This is a genomic window from Prochlorococcus marinus str. MIT 9201 (assembly GCF_000759955.1).
In the GTDB taxonomy this organism is placed as follows: Bacteria; Cyanobacteriota; Cyanobacteriia; order PCC-6307; family Cyanobiaceae; genus Prochlorococcus_A; species Prochlorococcus_A marinus_G.
On record NZ_JNAL01000004.1, the window covers coordinates 19,692 to 34,157 of the forward strand.

A 14,466-nucleotide genomic window follows, 5' to 3' on the forward strand; every position below is an offset into this window, starting at 1 on the left:
TTTTTTACAGTAAGATAAACATCTTGTGAATTAAAAAGGAATAATGCAAAAAGGTGTTCCACAGATAATGGATATTACATCTATTAGATCTGTCTTGCATTATTTGACAGAGAACATCCTACCTACAAAGTTTGAAACTGCTCAACAACCAGATCCTAATACAGTTCAACTGTGTTTCAGAGGAGTTAATTCTCAAACATGGATAGAATTTTCATGGAATGGAGACTCGCCTAGAATACTAAAGATAAAAAGGCCAGAAAAGATTGGGAGAGAAAGTACACTTTCTAAACAAATAAGATACGGATTAAAGTACATGGCTTTAATTTCGATTGAACAAGATGATTTCGAGAGAGTTATAAAATTTGGTTTTGCAAAAAAACCTGGAGATGAAATTAGTAAGTATTTAATTTTTGAATTAATGGGAAAACATAGTAATATTTTTTATTTGGATAATAAACATAAAATAATTGCAGTTGGCAAACAAATCAAATCAAGTCAATCCAGTTTTAGAACAATTTCAACAGGATCAATTTATTCTGGACCACCAGTTAATCTCAAAAAACAACCTAAAGAAGATGAGTCTTTTCAATCATGGAAAGACTCAATTTCAATAGTGCCTGAATCTTTGAAATACTGTTTAATAAATACCTATCAAGGAGTAAGCCCTATACTCACAAAACAATTAGAGTTTGTTAGCAAAACTAGCAATTCGGAAATAATGGAACAAAATATCGATTTCATAAGAGATTCAGACTTAAAAGAAATATTTAAAAATTGGAAAATTTGGATAAATCGGATTAAAAATAATAACTTTAAATTTTCTATATTTAATAAAGAATTTTATTGCGTTTGGTTTTTTGATAATGAAATTAATTGCGAAAATAAAATTGATTTATGCTCCGGTTTAGAGAATTATTATGATTATCATCTTAAGCAAAAAAAACTTGAATTATTAGAAAAGAAAATTAAAGGGATAATTTTTAAACAGACCAATACTGAGAAAAAGAATTTAAATATTCAATATGATCTTTTGGCAAAATCAGAAAACTACGATGTATATAAAGAAAAAGCCGATAATATATTCAGTTCAAATGAAATAAAGAAAAGAGATATTATTAAAGGACAAAAACTTTATAAGAAGTCAAAAAAACTTAAGAGATCTAGAGAATTGATAAAAGAAAGATTAAGTATTTACAAAACTAATATAGAAAGATTAGATGAATTCACTACACTCCTAGAAAATCTAAATTCTTTAAATCATGAAAACCTTTTTATGAGAATCAAACTACTAGAAGAAATTATGGAAGAAATATGTAACGAATTTAATATCAATATCAAAAGGCAAAGAGAAGATAAGAAAAGTACATCTGAGATTCAATCTTCACCAATTCAAGTTAACACTCCCACAGGATTGAAGCTTCAGGTAGGCAGAAATATGAGGCAAAATGATTTAATAAGCTTTAAGTTTTCAAAAAAAGGCGATCTATGGTTTCATGCACAGGAATCACCAGGTAGTCATGTAGTTTTAAAGTCTTCATCACATGCAGCATCTGAACAAGATCTTCAAATAGCTGCAGATTTAGCTGCTTTATTTAGTAAGGCAAAAAGAAACATTAAAGTTCCAATTAATTTAGTAAAGATAAAAGATTTGCATAAAATCAAAAAAGGAGGGCCGGGGTGCGTTTCCTTTAAAAACGGAGAAATTATTTGGGGAAATCCTACAAGAGGAGAAGATTACATTAAAAAAAATCTTAAAACAGTAATTTAGTTTATAATAAAAAAAAATTTTTAATCTAAATGTTTGATTTTCTTTTAGGCACTCATGAATTTTTAGGAAATCATAGTTTTCCAGAATTTATTGTTGGATATCTATTTGGTGCTGCATTAATAATTGGAGCTCCTACTGTTTTCTTATTACTTGCCTTCGTAAGCGCTTTAATGAAAACAAATGGGAAAATGGGTGGATACAGAGAATATGAAACATATGGTGAGTCATCTTTAAATGATGCCCCTCCTTTCTTATTACCAGATCCAACTAATCCTAAATTAAGCAAATAATTAAATTTATCGAAAAAATAAATTGGACTTTGACAAATATATTTTTAACCCTTCTACTTACAGAATCTTTATTTAACAATAATGAGAGATACAGGTCAAAGTGAAAATAAATTATCAGATTCGATGACTTTTAGTGATCATTTAGAGGAACTTCGTCAAAGGATACTAAACTCAATTTACTCAATACTTATTTCAATATTCTTTAGTTTTCTAATTATAAAGCCATTAATATCTTTCTTGGAAATCCCAGCTGGTGATATTCATTTACTACAACTTGCTCCAGGAGAATTTTTATTTGTCGCTATTAAAGTTGCAGGTTACAGCGGATTAATAGTTTCTATGCCTTATATTTTTTATCAAATAATATTATTTATTTCCCCTGGATTAACAAGACAAGAAAAAAGCCTTATCTTGCCCGCAGTTTTTGGTTCAGGTTTTCTATTCTTCTTGGGATTAATTTTTTCATGGTGGATATTAGTTCCTGCCGCCATAAATTTCTTTATTTCTTTCGGTGCTGACATCGTTGAACCTACTTGGTCTATAGAAAGATATTTTGATTTTGTTCTCTTGTTAATGTCTAGCACTGCAATAGCTTTTCAATTGCCAGTACTACAATTTATTCTTGGTTCTCTTGGAATAATTACTACAGAAAAAATGATTTCGAATTGGAAGATAGTTGTAATCTCCTCCGCAATCTTATCTGCAGTGATTACCCCTTCAACAGATCCATTGACGATGTCATTACTATCTATATCGATTGTATTTTTATTTTTTGTGGGTACTGGATTAACTTTCTTATCAGAAAATCTTAAGTCAAAAACTCTTTCATCTTCTCATTAACATTTAATTGCAAGCTGACAGCTCTACCTAACCTTGGCTTAGCATTGACTTTCTTCAGCCATTCCCTTACTTCCTCTGAGTATCCACATCTATTTAAAATCTCAATTTTATCAGCTATAGATTTTTTATATTCATCTTCACTTAAGGGGAATGATTCCTGTCCAAGAAATCCCCACATCATTTGAAAATACACAAATTTTCCTCTTCTAAAAAGTCTAAAATCATATTTTTTCCCCCAACGATGAATCAAATAATGAATAACTTCATCTACCAGTAGTGGATTCATTTAAGTTGATTAATTAAGACTTCCTAAACTTTTACTTTAAATTATTAAAAGTCCTATCTATTTGCAACAGAAATTGAACAATTTGCTCCATAATAACTAATAAATAACAGAACCAAGTAGCGAATGACTCAATTAAGTTCCAATGATGTCCCATCAATGGGTCGAAGGCAATTTATGAATCTTCTTACATTTGGTACTGCAACTGGAGTAGCTTTAGGAGCCCTTTACCCAGTAGCAAATTACTTCATGCCTTTAAGAGCAGGAGGTGGTGGTGGTGGAACCTCTGCTAAAGATGAATTAGGGAATCCGATAAGTAAAACAGGTTGGTTAGCAACTCATCAAGCAGGAGATAGAAGTCTAGTCCAAGGTTTGAAGGGAGATCCAACTTATTTAATAGTTAATGAGGGTGGGGAAATAGGAGAATTTGGTTTAAATGCAATTTGTACTCATTTAGGTTGTGTTGTCCCATGGGATAGTGGTGCTAATAAATTTATATGTCCTTGTCATGGCAGCCAGTACGATACAAATGGGAAGGTAGTCAGAGGGCCTGCTCCTTTATCTTTAGCGCTAGCTCATGTCGATATTGAAGATGATGCTGTACTCGTCAAACAATGGTCAGAAACTGACTTTAGAACTAATGAAAATCCATGGTGGGCATAAAAAATGAAAGGTCTTAAAAATCAAATCATGAAAAAAACAAGTTTATTTATCTGTACTCTTCTTTTCATTTCGAGCATCGTATTTTATCCTGAAACCACTTTTGCTTATCCATTTTGGGCTCAGCAAAACTACGAATCCCCAAGAGAAGCTACAGGAAAGATTGTCTGTGCAAATTGTCATCTAGCTCAGATGCCAACTCTTGCAGAGGTTCCACAATCTGTCGGCGCTGATAGTGTTTTCAAAGCTGTAGTCAAAATACCCTACAAAAAAGACTTAAAAGAGATCGGAGCTGATGGCTCTGAAGTTCCATTACAAGTTGGTGCTGTTGTAATGCTGCCTGATGGATTCAAACTTGCTCCTCAAGAAAGATGGACAGAAGAGATCAAAGAAGAGACAGAGGGAGTATACTTCACAAATTACAGTGAAGAGAAAGATAATATAATCATTGTCGGACCTTTGCCTGGCGATACCAATAAAGAAATCGTTTTTCCTGTACTTTCCCCTGATCCATCCACCAATAAAGAATATCACTATGGAAAATACTCTTTACATATTGGAGGCAACCGAGGTAGAGGTCAGGTATACCCAACCGGAGACAAAAGCAATAATGTAGTTTTCACCTCATCCACCTCAGGAACTATTAATTCAATAGAAACGATTGAGGATGGTAGTTATAAGATCAATATAGAAAACGAAAATGGTCAGATAATTACAGAAGAGGTTCCTGTTGGTCCCCAACTTATCGTAAAAGCACAAGACAAAATTAATGCAGGTGAGCCGCTTACTAATGATCCAAATGTTGGCGGCTTTGGCCAATTAGATGCAGAGGTTGTACTTCAGAGCCCTTACAGAGTAATTGGATTGATTGCATTCTTTATTGGTGTAGGTCTAACACAAATACTTTTAGTATTAAAGAAAAAACAAGTTGAAAAAGTGCAAGCAGCAGAGGGTATCTAACTTTCTTTAAATGCTTATATTTCAAGCTTTTATACAATCTCCGGGAGAAACTTTTTTAAATTTAGGATTTATAACTATTAGATGGTATGGATTGCTTATTTCCTTTTCAGTTTTAATCGGCCTATTTATTGCTAAAAAACTTGCAAAGGCAAGGAATATTAACCCAGAATACATTAGTGAAATACTTCCATCATTAATAATCTTTTCAATAATTGGAGCTAGAGCTTATTACGTAATTTTTGAGTGGAGGCAATATAGCGGAGAAAACTTTTTTACTTCTTTAGAACTATTCAATAACATCATTCAAATTCCCTCTTTTCTGGCAGTTTGGGAAGGAGGCATAGCAATCCATGGAGGTCTAATTGGAGGATTATTATCTATTATCTATTTCTGTAAGTTGAAAAAAATTCATTTAAAAACTTTTATAGATATATTAATACCCTCTATTATTCTTGGACAATCTATAGGAAGGTGGGGAAATTTTTTCAATAATGAAGCCTTTGGGGTTCCCACAAATTTGCCTTGGAAATTATTTATACCTATCCAAAATAGGCCTTTAGAATTTATGAATTACGAATTTTTTCATCCGACTTTTCTCTATGAGTCATTATGGAATTTTTTAATATTCATCTTCCTTATTTTTATATTTAATAAACAAAATAAAACAAATTTTTTTAGGCCTGGCTTTATTAGCTTTCTTTATTTAATTAGTTATAGCTTTGGTAGATTCTGGATTGAGGGTTTGAGAACTGACCCACTATGTATTGGTGGGCTTCCACCTTTCTGTAGCGGCGGTATAAGAATGGCTCAATTTATAAGTATTTTTCTATTTTCTTCTGGATTAATTGGAATAATTTTTTTAAGATTAAGAACAAATAGTAGTAAAAATAGAAAGAATGGATAAAAAAATATCCTTTATTGGCGTTGGTCCAGGCGATCCAGATTTATTAACGCTTAAAGCTTTAAAAAAGATAAAAATTGCAGATGTCATTATTTGGACTGATTCTCTAATTCCTGAAAAGATTTTAGATTTTTCTAAAGAAGGTTCTGAAAAAATAAAAACGAGTTCGCTCAACTTAGAGCAAATCACCTCGATTATGATAAAAAAAATTCAAGAAGGTAAAAATGTTACAAGGTTGCATGATGGAGACCCTTGTCTTTTTGGCGCGATTAGAGAACAAATAGAAATTTTAAAAAAAGAAGAAATTGAAATCGAAGTTATTCCAGGTGTAAGTGCCTTTCAAGTCGCAGCAGCATATCATGAAGCTGAGTTAACTATTCCTGACGTAACGCAAACAATAATTTTGACAAGAGCAGGAGGAAGAACTGGTATGCCCGAGAAAGAATCTCTAAAAGATCTTGCGAAACACAATTCCTCTTTATGCCTTTATCTAAGTGCTAGGCATGTAAAAAGGTCTCAAGAAACTTTACTAGAGTTTTATCCCCAAGATACTAAAGTTATTGTTGGATACAGGGTTTCTTGGGATGATGGTTGGACATCATTAATAGAATTAAAAGATATGGAAAATTTTTCTATTGAAAAAAAATTAATTAGAACAACTATTTACATAATTAGTCCAGCAATTAATCATTCTCAAAACAGATCTAATCTATACAATCCAGCATATAGGCATCTCTTTAGAAATAAATAATCGTAAAGTTGATAGATAAATATTAATTACTATAATTAGTAAAAATTTGTTTGCTTTGAAAGAAATAAAATCTAATTCAAAAGAAAATACCAATATAGAACAATCCTCTTTAAAGAGAATTGGAAATTTTATTAAAGAGGCAAGGTTAAGTAGAGACCAATCTGTTGAAGAATTAGCTTCTGATTTAAAAATTGGATCTCATCAACTAAAAGCCATTGAAGAAGGGAATGAAGAAGAGCTACCTGAAAAAGTATTTGTCAAAGCAATGGTTCGTCGAATTTCACAGAAGCTGAAACTTGATACAGAATTTATAATGAATGAATTCAAGACAGATAGGAAAGAGATAAAAATAGAAGAAATAGTTGAAGAAGTGGCTAAAAAAACTAATAAAACTAATAAAACTAATAAAACTAGTCAATCTAAGGGTCCAGGTCGAGCAGGGTTCTTAGTATTTATTTTAATTTCAGGCTTTCTCGGACTAGTCACCTCATCCTTAATTTTTAATTTATTTTCAGAATCTTTTCAAAATCAAACTCCAAAGCAAGAACTTATTAAAAAAACTAAATAACTTTTAAATCCAAATTCTTTAATTCTTTTACAACATTACGGCATAATCCTAAGTTCCATTTTTCAAGGAGAAGATCATGGTCTCTATTAAAAGGTACAAGTTCAAATGTAAGAATATTTTCCTGCAATTCTATTTGAATTGAGGAGATTACCTTGTCAGGTCTTTGATCAAGAGATGCTGCCATTCTTAAAATTAATGACATTTCAAGAACTAATGTTTTATCTTCTTTGGATATTAAATTTTGCCAAGACTCATGTCTTTTCTTAGGTAGAGTCTTTCTATGGTATCTAGCGATTGAAGCAATAATATTTGTTTCTGCTTCAGAATATCCTAACAACTCGCAATTTTTTATTAAGTACCAAGAGTGTTTGTGATAAGAACCAACATTTACGTATTTACCACAATCGTAAAGATTAGACGCCGCCCAAAGAAGTTCTTTAGCTTTAGAGTCATTATCGCTATGAAAGATATTTTTAGTCTGATCATAGATTTGAAAAGCAATATCGATAACTTTCTCAGCTCTTTTAATATCTACTCCAAACTTTTTAGCCTGATGAACTATGGTTGTTTTTCTAATATTGCTTTGAATATTTAACTCATTTTTTATTATCCCTTTACGAAGCATCCAATCAACAACTAAACCCTCTCGGAGCGCCCTCTCACTTATTATTAATTCATTAAAGTTTAACATCTCCATTGCGGTGTTTAATATCAATGCACCTGGAATAATTATTTCTGCTCTTCTCTCACTTAATGAAGGTATTTTCTTGATTTCCGAAACTGGCAATTTAATAAGTTTTTCCAATATATTCTTTAAATTTTCCCGTTTAAATTTATAACCATGCAACTTTTGTTTAGATTCGCCTAAATCATCTGAAATCAAATTTCCTAATGAAGTTGCAGTGCCACTTGTTGCAATCATAGATAAAGGGTTATCTACCTTAGATCTACTCTTAATTTTTCGAACGGATGGTTCTAAAGATCCTTGAATAAAAGTTTTTAGAAACCTATATCTTTCTGAATTTATAGACTCTTTATTAAAAAAATCATTCTTAAGTCTTACCGCTCCAATTCTCGAAGAGGTAAGAGCTATTGCATCTTTTTTATCCGCAAGTATTAATTCTGTAGATCCTCCTCCAATATCTATGATTACGAAAGACTGATCTTCTAAAGCCATCCCAGAAAGAACACCAAGATAAATTAATCTGGCTTCTTCAGAACCACTTATCATTTCTATTTGAATAGCAGTTTCATCAAGAACTCTTCTAATAAAATCTTGACCGTTTGGAGCTTCCCTAACTGCACTAGTTGCTGCTGTTACTATTTGTTTTACTCCATTACTTTTACAATATTCCTTAAATCTCTTAAGAGTAACTAAGGCTCTTTTGATTGATTCTTCAGTAAGATTACCATCCTCATCTCTTTCTCCAAGACGAGTGGTGGATTTATCAGTAAATTTTATTGAAAATGATTTTAATTCTAGATTAATTTCGGCTACCAAGAGATGTGTAGAGTTAGTTCCAATATCTATCGAAGCTACTAAAATTTGCTTTTCTTGAAAATATCCTAAATCTTTTTTCTGTATCATTTCTTTTTATAAGATGCAGATATCTTTAATCCATTAATAAATATACTCAAGATTGATTATTAAATAATAGAAATCAGTTAATCCCAGTAAGATTATTTAAAGTTATGAAATATACAATAGGTTATATGCAAAAAAAACACCAAATTAAATTAAGCACTTTTTTTGAATTATTAAGGTGGAATAAGCCTACTGGAAGGATGATCTTACTTATTCCTGCTGGATGGAGTTTATATTTAACACCAGATGCTAATCCAACATTTTTAATGTTGTTAAGAATAATCCTGGGAGGACTACTAGTAAGTGGATTAGGCTGCGTGGTTAATGATATTTGGGATAAAAAAATTGATCAAAGAGTTTTCAGGACAAAAAATAGACCTCTAGCTGCAAATAAAATCAGTCTTAAAATGGCTTATTTAATTCTTTTCTTTTTAATTTTATGTAGTTTCTTTTTAACTTTGTCACTGCCACAACCTGGAAGGATACTTTCCATTTCACTCGCTTTTATAGCTTTACCTATTATTTTAATTTATCCTTCTGCCAAAAGATGGTTTAAATATCCTCAATTAATATTATCAATATGCTGGGGTTTTGCTGTCTTAATTCCCTGGGCAGCAAATGAGGGGAATTTGAATAGTAATGTTTTATTGTTTTGCTGGCTAGCTACCATTTTTTGGACTTTTGGCTTTGACACGATTTATGCTTTAGCAGATAAAAAATATGATATCAAAATTGGAATAAATAGTTCCGCTGTTAACCTCCAGAAAAATACAAGATTAATTATTCAAATTTGTTATTTTTTAACTTCTATTTTTCTCGCATTATGCGGATTTATTAATCAAATGGATTTTGTTTTTTGGCCAATTTGGCTTACAGTGTCAATCTTAATGCAGAGAGATATACTAAAGGTATTTCCTGAAGAAAAACAATCAATAAAAAATATTGGGAATCACTTCAAAAATCAATCAATTTATGGAGGAGTTCTTCTATTAGGAATTATTATTGCCTCATAAATTCTAAATATGGTTTTTAGATTAAAAGAAGGTGATTTAATCGATATTTTAGCTCCAGGCTCCTTTATTGATGATGTAGAAAATTTTCAAAAAGGCATAAAAATCTTAAAAAGCTGGGGCTTAGAAGTTAATGCAAATAATTCTCTATCAAAAAAATTTGGTTATTTTGCAGGTGATGATCTAACTAGATTTGAAGAACTGGAAAAAGCACAAAATAGTAAGCTAATCATTTTTGCAAAAGGAGGCTGGGGTTCAGCAAGAATATTAGAAAAAGAACCTTCTTGGAGGCATGGTTTAATGCTTGGATTCTCAGATACATGTTCTTTATTACTATCAAAATATTCGCAAGGATTTATTGGTTCTATTCATGGGCCCATGGTTACAACCCTTTTCAAAGAACCAGAGTGGAGTATTGAGAGATTAAAAAACTTTCTTTTTGAAGGATATGTGGAGGACATAATAGGGATCCCTCTAAGAGGAGGAAAAGCTAAAGGAGAAATAATTGTTTCTAACTTGACTATTGCTACTTTTTTAATAGGTACTAATCACTTCCCAGATTGCAAAGGGAAAATAATAATTTTTGAAGATATTAATGAAGATATTTATAAAATTGATCGCATGTTGACTTACCTTAGGATGACAAAAATACTTACTGAAATTGCAGGTATTGGATTCGGGAATTTCTCTAATGATGCATGCGAACCTGAATGGAAAGATTTACTAAAAAACTGCATTTTTGAAAGACTGAAAGATTTTAATTTTCCTATTCTTTTTGACCTCCCCATAGGCCACATTTCGGGTAATGCCTGCATTCCTTTGGGATATGAAGCCACCTTAAATGGTGATGATGGTATTCTTAGTATCGATATACCTTTTTAACTAAGGTTTCTTCACAAAAAGTTTCGCTATTTTCAAATCTAAAGGAGATGTAATTTTTATATTTGAATAAGTTCCTTCAATAATCTTTACTTTCCAATCAAGCATTTCGAATAGTGAGGCATCATCTGTCACATTCCAGTTTTTATCAATTGCCATCGAATGAGCTTTTTTTAATCTATCTACTAAAAAGCCCTGAGGAGTTTGGGCAGCCCATAAATAATTTCTATCTGGTGTTTCCTTTATAAAGCCCTCGTTATCAACTATCTTTATTGTGTCAGTTACCTTAGTAGCCAAGATAACAGCTGTATTTTCATCCAATTGCTTGGCACATTGGTCTATTAATTCAGGATTAATTAGACATCTAGCACCATCATGTATTAAAACTTTTTCTGCATCTTTTGGCAGCTCTTTTAAACCATTAAAAACTGACTGTTGTCTTGTTTCACCACCATTAATCCAATGAACTATATCGGCAAACTCCTTTGCTGAATTTAATAATAATTCTTTGTCTTTCGGTTGCCCAATTATTCCAACCCAATTTATTGAGCTTGCAGAAAATACAGATTTAAGTGTCCAATAAATCAAAGACTCCCCCTCTAGATCAATGAGTAATTTATTTTTTCCAGCTTTCATTCTGCTACCACTACCTGCAGCTGGTATTAAAAAATGCACGATAAAAAGGTCTTAATATTTTCTAGACAATTATAAATAAAAGCAATATCTTTACACAAATAGTACTACGATTGAAAATTATAAAATCTCATAATGTCCAATACAGATTCATTATCAGGCAAAGTTGCTTTAATTACTGGAGCTAGCAGAGGAATTGGTAAAGAAATTGCTTTAGAACTAAGTCGGTTAGGAGCAGAAGTTTTTGTAAATTACTCTTCATCCGATGAAAAAGCAGAAGAAGTTGTAAATTCAATAAAAAATTCGGGAGGCAAAGCTCACAAATTAAAATTTGATGTATCAAAAGAGGATTCTGTCAGTTCAGCTTTTGAAGAAATCATAAAAATTAATGGCACCATTGATATCCTCATTAACAATGCTGGAATTACTAGAGATGGACTATTGATGAGAATGAAATCAGAACAATGGGATGACGTACTAAATACTAACTTAAAAGGAGTTTTTCTTTGTACAAAATATGCTTCAAAATTTATGATGAAAAAGAGAAGCGGTAGCATAGTAAATATTTCATCTGTTGTTGGATTAATTGGTAATCCCGGCCAAGCAAATTATTCTGCAGCCAAAGCTGGAGTGATTGGTTTCACCAAAACTTGCGCTAAAGAATTTGCTTCAAGAGGTATAAACGTAAATGCAATAGCTCCAGGCTTTATAGAAACAGAGATGACTGAAAAACTTAATACTGAAGATATTCTTAAAGTTATTCCTTTAGGGAAATTAGGAAGTTGTTCACAAATTGCAGACTTAGTATCATTCTTAGTTTCAAGTAATGCTGGGAATTACATTACAGGACAAACAATCAGTATAGATGGAGGCATGAGTATTTAATTATGTACTTTCGTAAGGTTGACCTAATTCATCTCTCAACCTTCTAATTTTTTGTAACAGTTTTAGTCTTCGACTTCTAGCAGTTAAAGTCAGGAAAAACCTTAGTGGGAAGTATATTAGTGTCATAGCAATCGCGAGGATTGCGGTAAGAGTAAAAATAAGATTATTTGTTTCATCCATATCTTAAAGATACTCTTATTTGAATTAATTTGTATGTCTCATTAAAAGAAATTCGGCTTTCCCCACTTAATTAAATATCCCTTAAAAATGATTCTATGGGAGATTAGAATAAGTTAAAAGATCCAGTAAAGATGGCAAAACAGTTAAGTTTTTCTGATGAATCAAGAGAAGCGCTAGAAAAAGGTGTAAATTTCGTAGCTAATGCAGTAAAAGTTACTATTGGGCCGAAGGCAAAAAACGTAGTGATAGAAAGAAAATTTGGTTCGCCAGATATAGTAAGAGATGGTTCTACTGTTGCTAAAGATATTGAGATTGAAAACCCTATTTCTAATTTAGGTGCGAAATTAATAGAACAAGTTGCATCCAAGACAAAAGAGAGTGCTGGTGATGGGACAACAACAGCAACTATTTTGACTCAAAAGATGGTACAAGAGGGATTAAAAAATATTGCTTCTGGTGCCAGTCCTATGCAGTTAAAAAAAGGTATGGAGGAAAGCCTAGCTTTTGTTTTAGAGAAACTGAGTTCCAAAAGCATTTCATTAAGTGGTTCTGATATCCAAAAAGTTGCAACAGTTAGTGCTGGAGGTGATGAAGAAATTGGTTCTATAATTTCGAAAGCAATGGATATTGTTACTTCTGATGGTGTAATAAGTGTTGAAGAATCTCAATCACTTGAAACAGAATTAGATATAACTGAGGGAATGTCGTTTGATAGAGGTTATAGTTCTCCATATTTCGTAACAGACCAAGAAAGACAAGTTTGTGAACTTGAAAACCCTAAAATATTAATAACTGATCAAAAAATATCAACTTTAGTTGATCTTGTCCCAATACTTGAAGAAATCCAGAAGTCAGGTTCACCTTTCCTAATTATTGCTGAAGATATTGAAGGCGAGGCTTTGACCACTCTAGTTTTGAATAAGAATAGTGGGGTTTTAAATGTAGCTTCCGTAAGAGCTCCGTTATTTGGTGAAAGACGAAAAGCTGCCCTTGAAGATATTGCAATTCTTACAGGGGCTAAATTAATTAGCGAAGATAAATCAATGAAACTTGATAAAGTATCGATTAATGATTTAGGCAAAGCAAAAAAAATAACTATCACAAAGGATAAAACTACAATAGTTGCCTTCGAAGATACTAAAGATTTAGTTAAAGCTCGAGTAGAGAAATTAAAGAGAGAAGTTAATATAACTGAATCAGAGTATGACAAGGATAAAATCAACGAAAGGATAGCCAAACTAGCAGGTGGAGTAGCTCTTATCAAAGTAGGAGCTGCTACAGAAACAGAGATGAAGTATAAAAAATTGAGAATCGAGGATTCACTCAATGCTACGAAAGCTGCTATTGAAGAAGGTGTTGTTTCTGGAGGAGGACAAACTTTAATTGAAATATCAGGTGAACTTTTAAAGTTAAGTCAAACATCTTCAGATGATTTAAGAACAGGGATAAATATAGTTAAAGAAGCCCTTTTGGAACCTACCAAACAAATAGCAAAAAATGCTGGGTTTAATGGTGATATAGTTGTCGCTGAAATCAAAAGACTTAAAAAAGGTTTTAATGCTAACTCAGGAGAATATGAGGATTTAAAGGATTCAGGAATATTAGATCCAACCAAAGTAATAAGATTAGCTCTTCAAGATTCAGTATCTATAGCAGCTATGCTCCTAACAACAGAAGTTGCGATGGCTGACATTCCTGAGCCTGAAGCCGCTACACCTGGAGGGCCAGGTGGAGATCCAATGGGAGGAATGGGTGGTATGGGAATGCCAGGTATGGGTGGCATGGGAATGCCAGGTATGGGTGGCATGGGAATGCCAGGTATGGGTGGCATGGGAATGCCAGGAATGGGTGGCATGGGAATGCCAGGTATGATGTAAAAGCTAACTAGCTTTTTTATCGTTATTAATCCACTTTCTTAAATTTTTAATATAAGGTAGAGGTAATTTTGCTGTTTCAGTAAATTGTTTTATTTTATTAGAATTGTGATTTTTGTTAGATATCAAATTACTGCTAGCAGTTTCCAGTCCATTTGATTCCAAATTTGTTTGTTCAATATTTTCAAAAGTTTTTAATAATTCAAGTTTAATTTGTTCTTGATTTTCTTCATGTACTTCATCAATTAAAGATATCTGTTCTTGATTTTCTTCATGTACTTCATCAATTAAAGATATCTGTTCTTGATTTTCTTCATGTACTTCATCAATTAAAGATATCTGTTCTTGATTTTCTTCATGTACTTCATCAATTAAAGATATCTGTTCTTGATTTTCTTC

General features: G+C 32.0%; 17 protein-coding genes. 12 read left to right on the forward strand and 5 right to left on the reverse strand.

All coding sequences use genetic code 11. The features are described 5' to 3' along the window. The first annotated feature begins 67 nt into the window (after positions 1 to 67). From EU95_RS08160 to tatC, 3 genes are all read left to right on the forward strand, one after another. Positions 68 to 1,768, forward strand: coding sequence for an Rqc2 family fibronectin-binding protein (locus tag EU95_RS08160; protein ID WP_032521375.1), 1,701 nt, complete (start codon positions 68 to 70; stop codon positions 1,766 to 1,768). A 29-nt stretch (positions 1,769 to 1,797) separates the two neighbouring features. Next, positions 1,798 to 2,058, forward strand: coding sequence for a hypothetical protein (locus EU95_RS08155; RefSeq protein ID WP_011376025.1), 261 nt, complete (start codon positions 1,798 to 1,800; stop codon positions 2,056 to 2,058). 81 nt (positions 2,059 to 2,139) lie between these two features. Then, entirely contained in the window at positions 2,140 to 2,898 is a 759-nt protein-coding gene (gene tatC / locus EU95_RS08150; RefSeq protein ID WP_032521362.1) for a twin-arginine translocase subunit TatC, read from the forward strand. Here tatC and EU95_RS08145 read toward each other — a convergent pair. After that, on the reverse strand, positions 2,867 to 3,184 hold the full coding sequence (locus EU95_RS08145; RefSeq protein WP_032521363.1) for a DUF3067 family protein: 318 nt from the start codon (positions 3,182 to 3,184) through the stop codon (positions 2,867 to 2,869). The two genes, tatC and EU95_RS08145, sit on opposite strands and share 32 nt — an antisense overlap. 123 nt (positions 3,185 to 3,307) lie before the next feature. Here EU95_RS08145 and petC point away from each other — a divergent pair, with 123 nt between their 5' ends. From petC to EU95_RS08120, 5 genes are read left to right on the forward strand one after another with little or no spacing between them, the layout of a single operon-like run. Beyond that, positions 3,308 to 3,844 (forward strand): cytochrome b6-f complex iron-sulfur subunit, encoded by a 537-nt coding sequence (gene petC, locus EU95_RS08140; RefSeq protein ID WP_032521364.1) that lies wholly within the window; start codon positions 3,308 to 3,310, stop codon positions 3,842 to 3,844. Positions 3,845 to 3,847: 3 nt separating this feature from the next. Next, positions 3,848 to 4,801, forward strand: coding sequence for a cytochrome f (gene petA / locus EU95_RS08135; RefSeq protein WP_032521365.1), 954 nt, complete (start codon positions 3,848 to 3,850; stop codon positions 4,799 to 4,801). Positions 4,802 to 4,811: 10 nt separating this feature from the next. Continuing rightward, positions 4,812 to 5,705, forward strand: coding sequence for a prolipoprotein diacylglyceryl transferase (gene lgt / locus EU95_RS08130; protein ID WP_032521366.1), 894 nt, complete (start codon positions 4,812 to 4,814; stop codon positions 5,703 to 5,705). After that, a complete protein-coding gene (gene cobM, locus EU95_RS08125; protein ID WP_032521367.1) occupies positions 5,698 to 6,453 on the forward strand; it encodes a precorrin-4 C(11)-methyltransferase in 756 nt (251 codons plus the stop codon). The genes lgt and cobM overlap by 8 nt, the downstream gene beginning before the upstream one ends. Positions 6,454 to 6,508: 55 nt before the next feature. Next, positions 6,509 to 7,021 carry a helix-turn-helix domain-containing protein gene (locus EU95_RS08120; protein WP_032521376.1) on the forward strand — a complete coding sequence of 171 codons (513 nt, stop codon included), beginning with the start codon at positions 6,509 to 6,511 and terminating at the stop codon, positions 7,019 to 7,021. Here EU95_RS08120 and EU95_RS08115 read toward each other — a convergent pair. Then, the gene (locus EU95_RS08115; RefSeq protein WP_032521368.1) at positions 7,014 to 8,609 is read right to left on the reverse strand and encodes a Ppx/GppA phosphatase family protein; all 1,596 of its coding nucleotides are present in this window, start codon (positions 8,607 to 8,609) and stop codon (positions 7,014 to 7,016) included. The genes EU95_RS08120 and EU95_RS08115 overlap by 8 nt on opposite strands. 104 nt (positions 8,610 to 8,713) lie before the next feature. Between EU95_RS08115 and EU95_RS08110 the strand changes: the two genes are divergently transcribed. Together EU95_RS08110 and EU95_RS08105 are read left to right on the forward strand one after the other, a co-directional pair. Then, positions 8,714 to 9,619, forward strand: coding sequence for a 4-hydroxybenzoate polyprenyltransferase (locus EU95_RS08110; RefSeq protein ID WP_032521369.1), 906 nt, complete (start codon positions 8,714 to 8,716; stop codon positions 9,617 to 9,619). Positions 9,620 to 9,628: 9 nt separating this feature from the next. Then, positions 9,629 to 10,498, forward strand: coding sequence for an LD-carboxypeptidase (locus EU95_RS08105; RefSeq protein WP_032521370.1), 870 nt, complete (start codon positions 9,629 to 9,631; stop codon positions 10,496 to 10,498). Here the strand turns inward: EU95_RS08105 and ispD are convergent, their stop codons facing one another. Then, on the reverse strand, positions 10,499 to 11,170 hold the full coding sequence (gene ispD / locus EU95_RS08100) for a 2-C-methyl-D-erythritol 4-phosphate cytidylyltransferase (RefSeq protein ID WP_032521371.1): 672 nt from the start codon (positions 11,168 to 11,170) through the stop codon (positions 10,499 to 10,501). Positions 11,171 to 11,263: 93 nt separating this feature from the next. Here ispD and fabG point away from each other — a divergent pair, with 93 nt between their 5' ends. Beyond that, positions 11,264 to 12,013: a 3-oxoacyl-[acyl-carrier-protein] reductase gene (gene fabG / locus EU95_RS08095; RefSeq protein WP_032521372.1), complete on the forward strand. Its 750-nt coding sequence runs from the start codon at positions 11,264 to 11,266 to the stop codon at positions 12,011 to 12,013. Here the strand turns inward: fabG and EU95_RS10050 are convergent, their stop codons facing one another. Continuing rightward, positions 12,014 to 12,193 carry a hypothetical protein gene (locus EU95_RS10050; protein ID WP_011376012.1) on the reverse strand — a complete coding sequence of 60 codons (180 nt, stop codon included), beginning with the start codon at positions 12,191 to 12,193 and terminating at the stop codon, positions 12,014 to 12,016. A 131-nt stretch (positions 12,194 to 12,324) separates the two neighbouring features. Here EU95_RS10050 and groL point away from each other — a divergent pair, with 131 nt between their 5' ends. After that, positions 12,325 to 14,070 (forward strand): chaperonin GroEL, encoded by a 1,746-nt coding sequence (groL, locus tag EU95_RS08085; RefSeq protein ID WP_032521373.1) that lies wholly within the window; start codon positions 12,325 to 12,327, stop codon positions 14,068 to 14,070. A 3-nt stretch (positions 14,071 to 14,073) separates the two neighbouring features. Here the strand turns inward: groL and EU95_RS09325 are convergent. After that, positions 14,074 to 14,466 (reverse strand): hypothetical protein (locus tag EU95_RS09325; RefSeq protein WP_052046848.1); only part of this gene is annotated, 393 nt, incomplete at its 5' end.

Excerpts from the sequence above, each read along its gene's own strand:
- EU95_RS08160 (WP_032521375.1), top strand. The coding sequence starts at position 68 with ATGGATATTACATCTATTAGATCTGTCTTGCATTATTTGACAGAGAAC.
- EU95_RS08155 (WP_011376025.1), top strand. The coding sequence starts at position 1,798 with ATGTTTGATTTTCTTTTAGGCACTCATGAATTTTTAGGAAATCATAGT.
- tatC (WP_032521362.1), top strand. The coding sequence starts at position 2,140 with ATGAGAGATACAGGTCAAAGTGAAAATAAATTATCAGATTCGATGACT.
- EU95_RS08145 (WP_032521363.1), bottom strand. The coding sequence starts at position 3,184 with ATGAATCCACTACTGGTAGATGAAGTTATTCATTATTTGATTCATCGT.
- petC (WP_032521364.1), top strand. The coding sequence starts at position 3,308 with ATGACTCAATTAAGTTCCAATGATGTCCCATCAATGGGTCGAAGGCAA.
- petA (WP_032521365.1), top strand. The coding sequence starts at position 3,848 with ATGAAAGGTCTTAAAAATCAAATCATGAAAAAAACAAGTTTATTTATC.
- lgt (WP_032521366.1), top strand. The coding sequence starts at position 4,812 with ATGCTTATATTTCAAGCTTTTATACAATCTCCGGGAGAAACTTTTTTA.
- cobM (WP_032521367.1), top strand. The coding sequence starts at position 5,698 with ATGGATAAAAAAATATCCTTTATTGGCGTTGGTCCAGGCGATCCAGAT.
- EU95_RS08115 (WP_032521368.1), bottom strand. The coding sequence starts at position 8,609 with ATGATACAGAAAAAAGATTTAGGATATTTTCAAGAAAAGCAAATTTTA.
- EU95_RS08110 (WP_032521369.1), top strand. The coding sequence starts at position 8,714 with ATGAAATATACAATAGGTTATATGCAAAAAAAACACCAAATTAAATTA.
- EU95_RS08105 (WP_032521370.1), top strand. The coding sequence starts at position 9,629 with ATGGTTTTTAGATTAAAAGAAGGTGATTTAATCGATATTTTAGCTCCA.
- fabG (WP_032521372.1), top strand. The coding sequence starts at position 11,264 with ATGTCCAATACAGATTCATTATCAGGCAAAGTTGCTTTAATTACTGGA.
- EU95_RS10050 (WP_011376012.1), bottom strand. The coding sequence starts at position 12,193 with ATGGATGAAACAAATAATCTTATTTTTACTCTTACCGCAATCCTCGCG.
- groL (WP_032521373.1), top strand. The coding sequence starts at position 12,325 with ATGGCAAAACAGTTAAGTTTTTCTGATGAATCAAGAGAAGCGCTAGAA.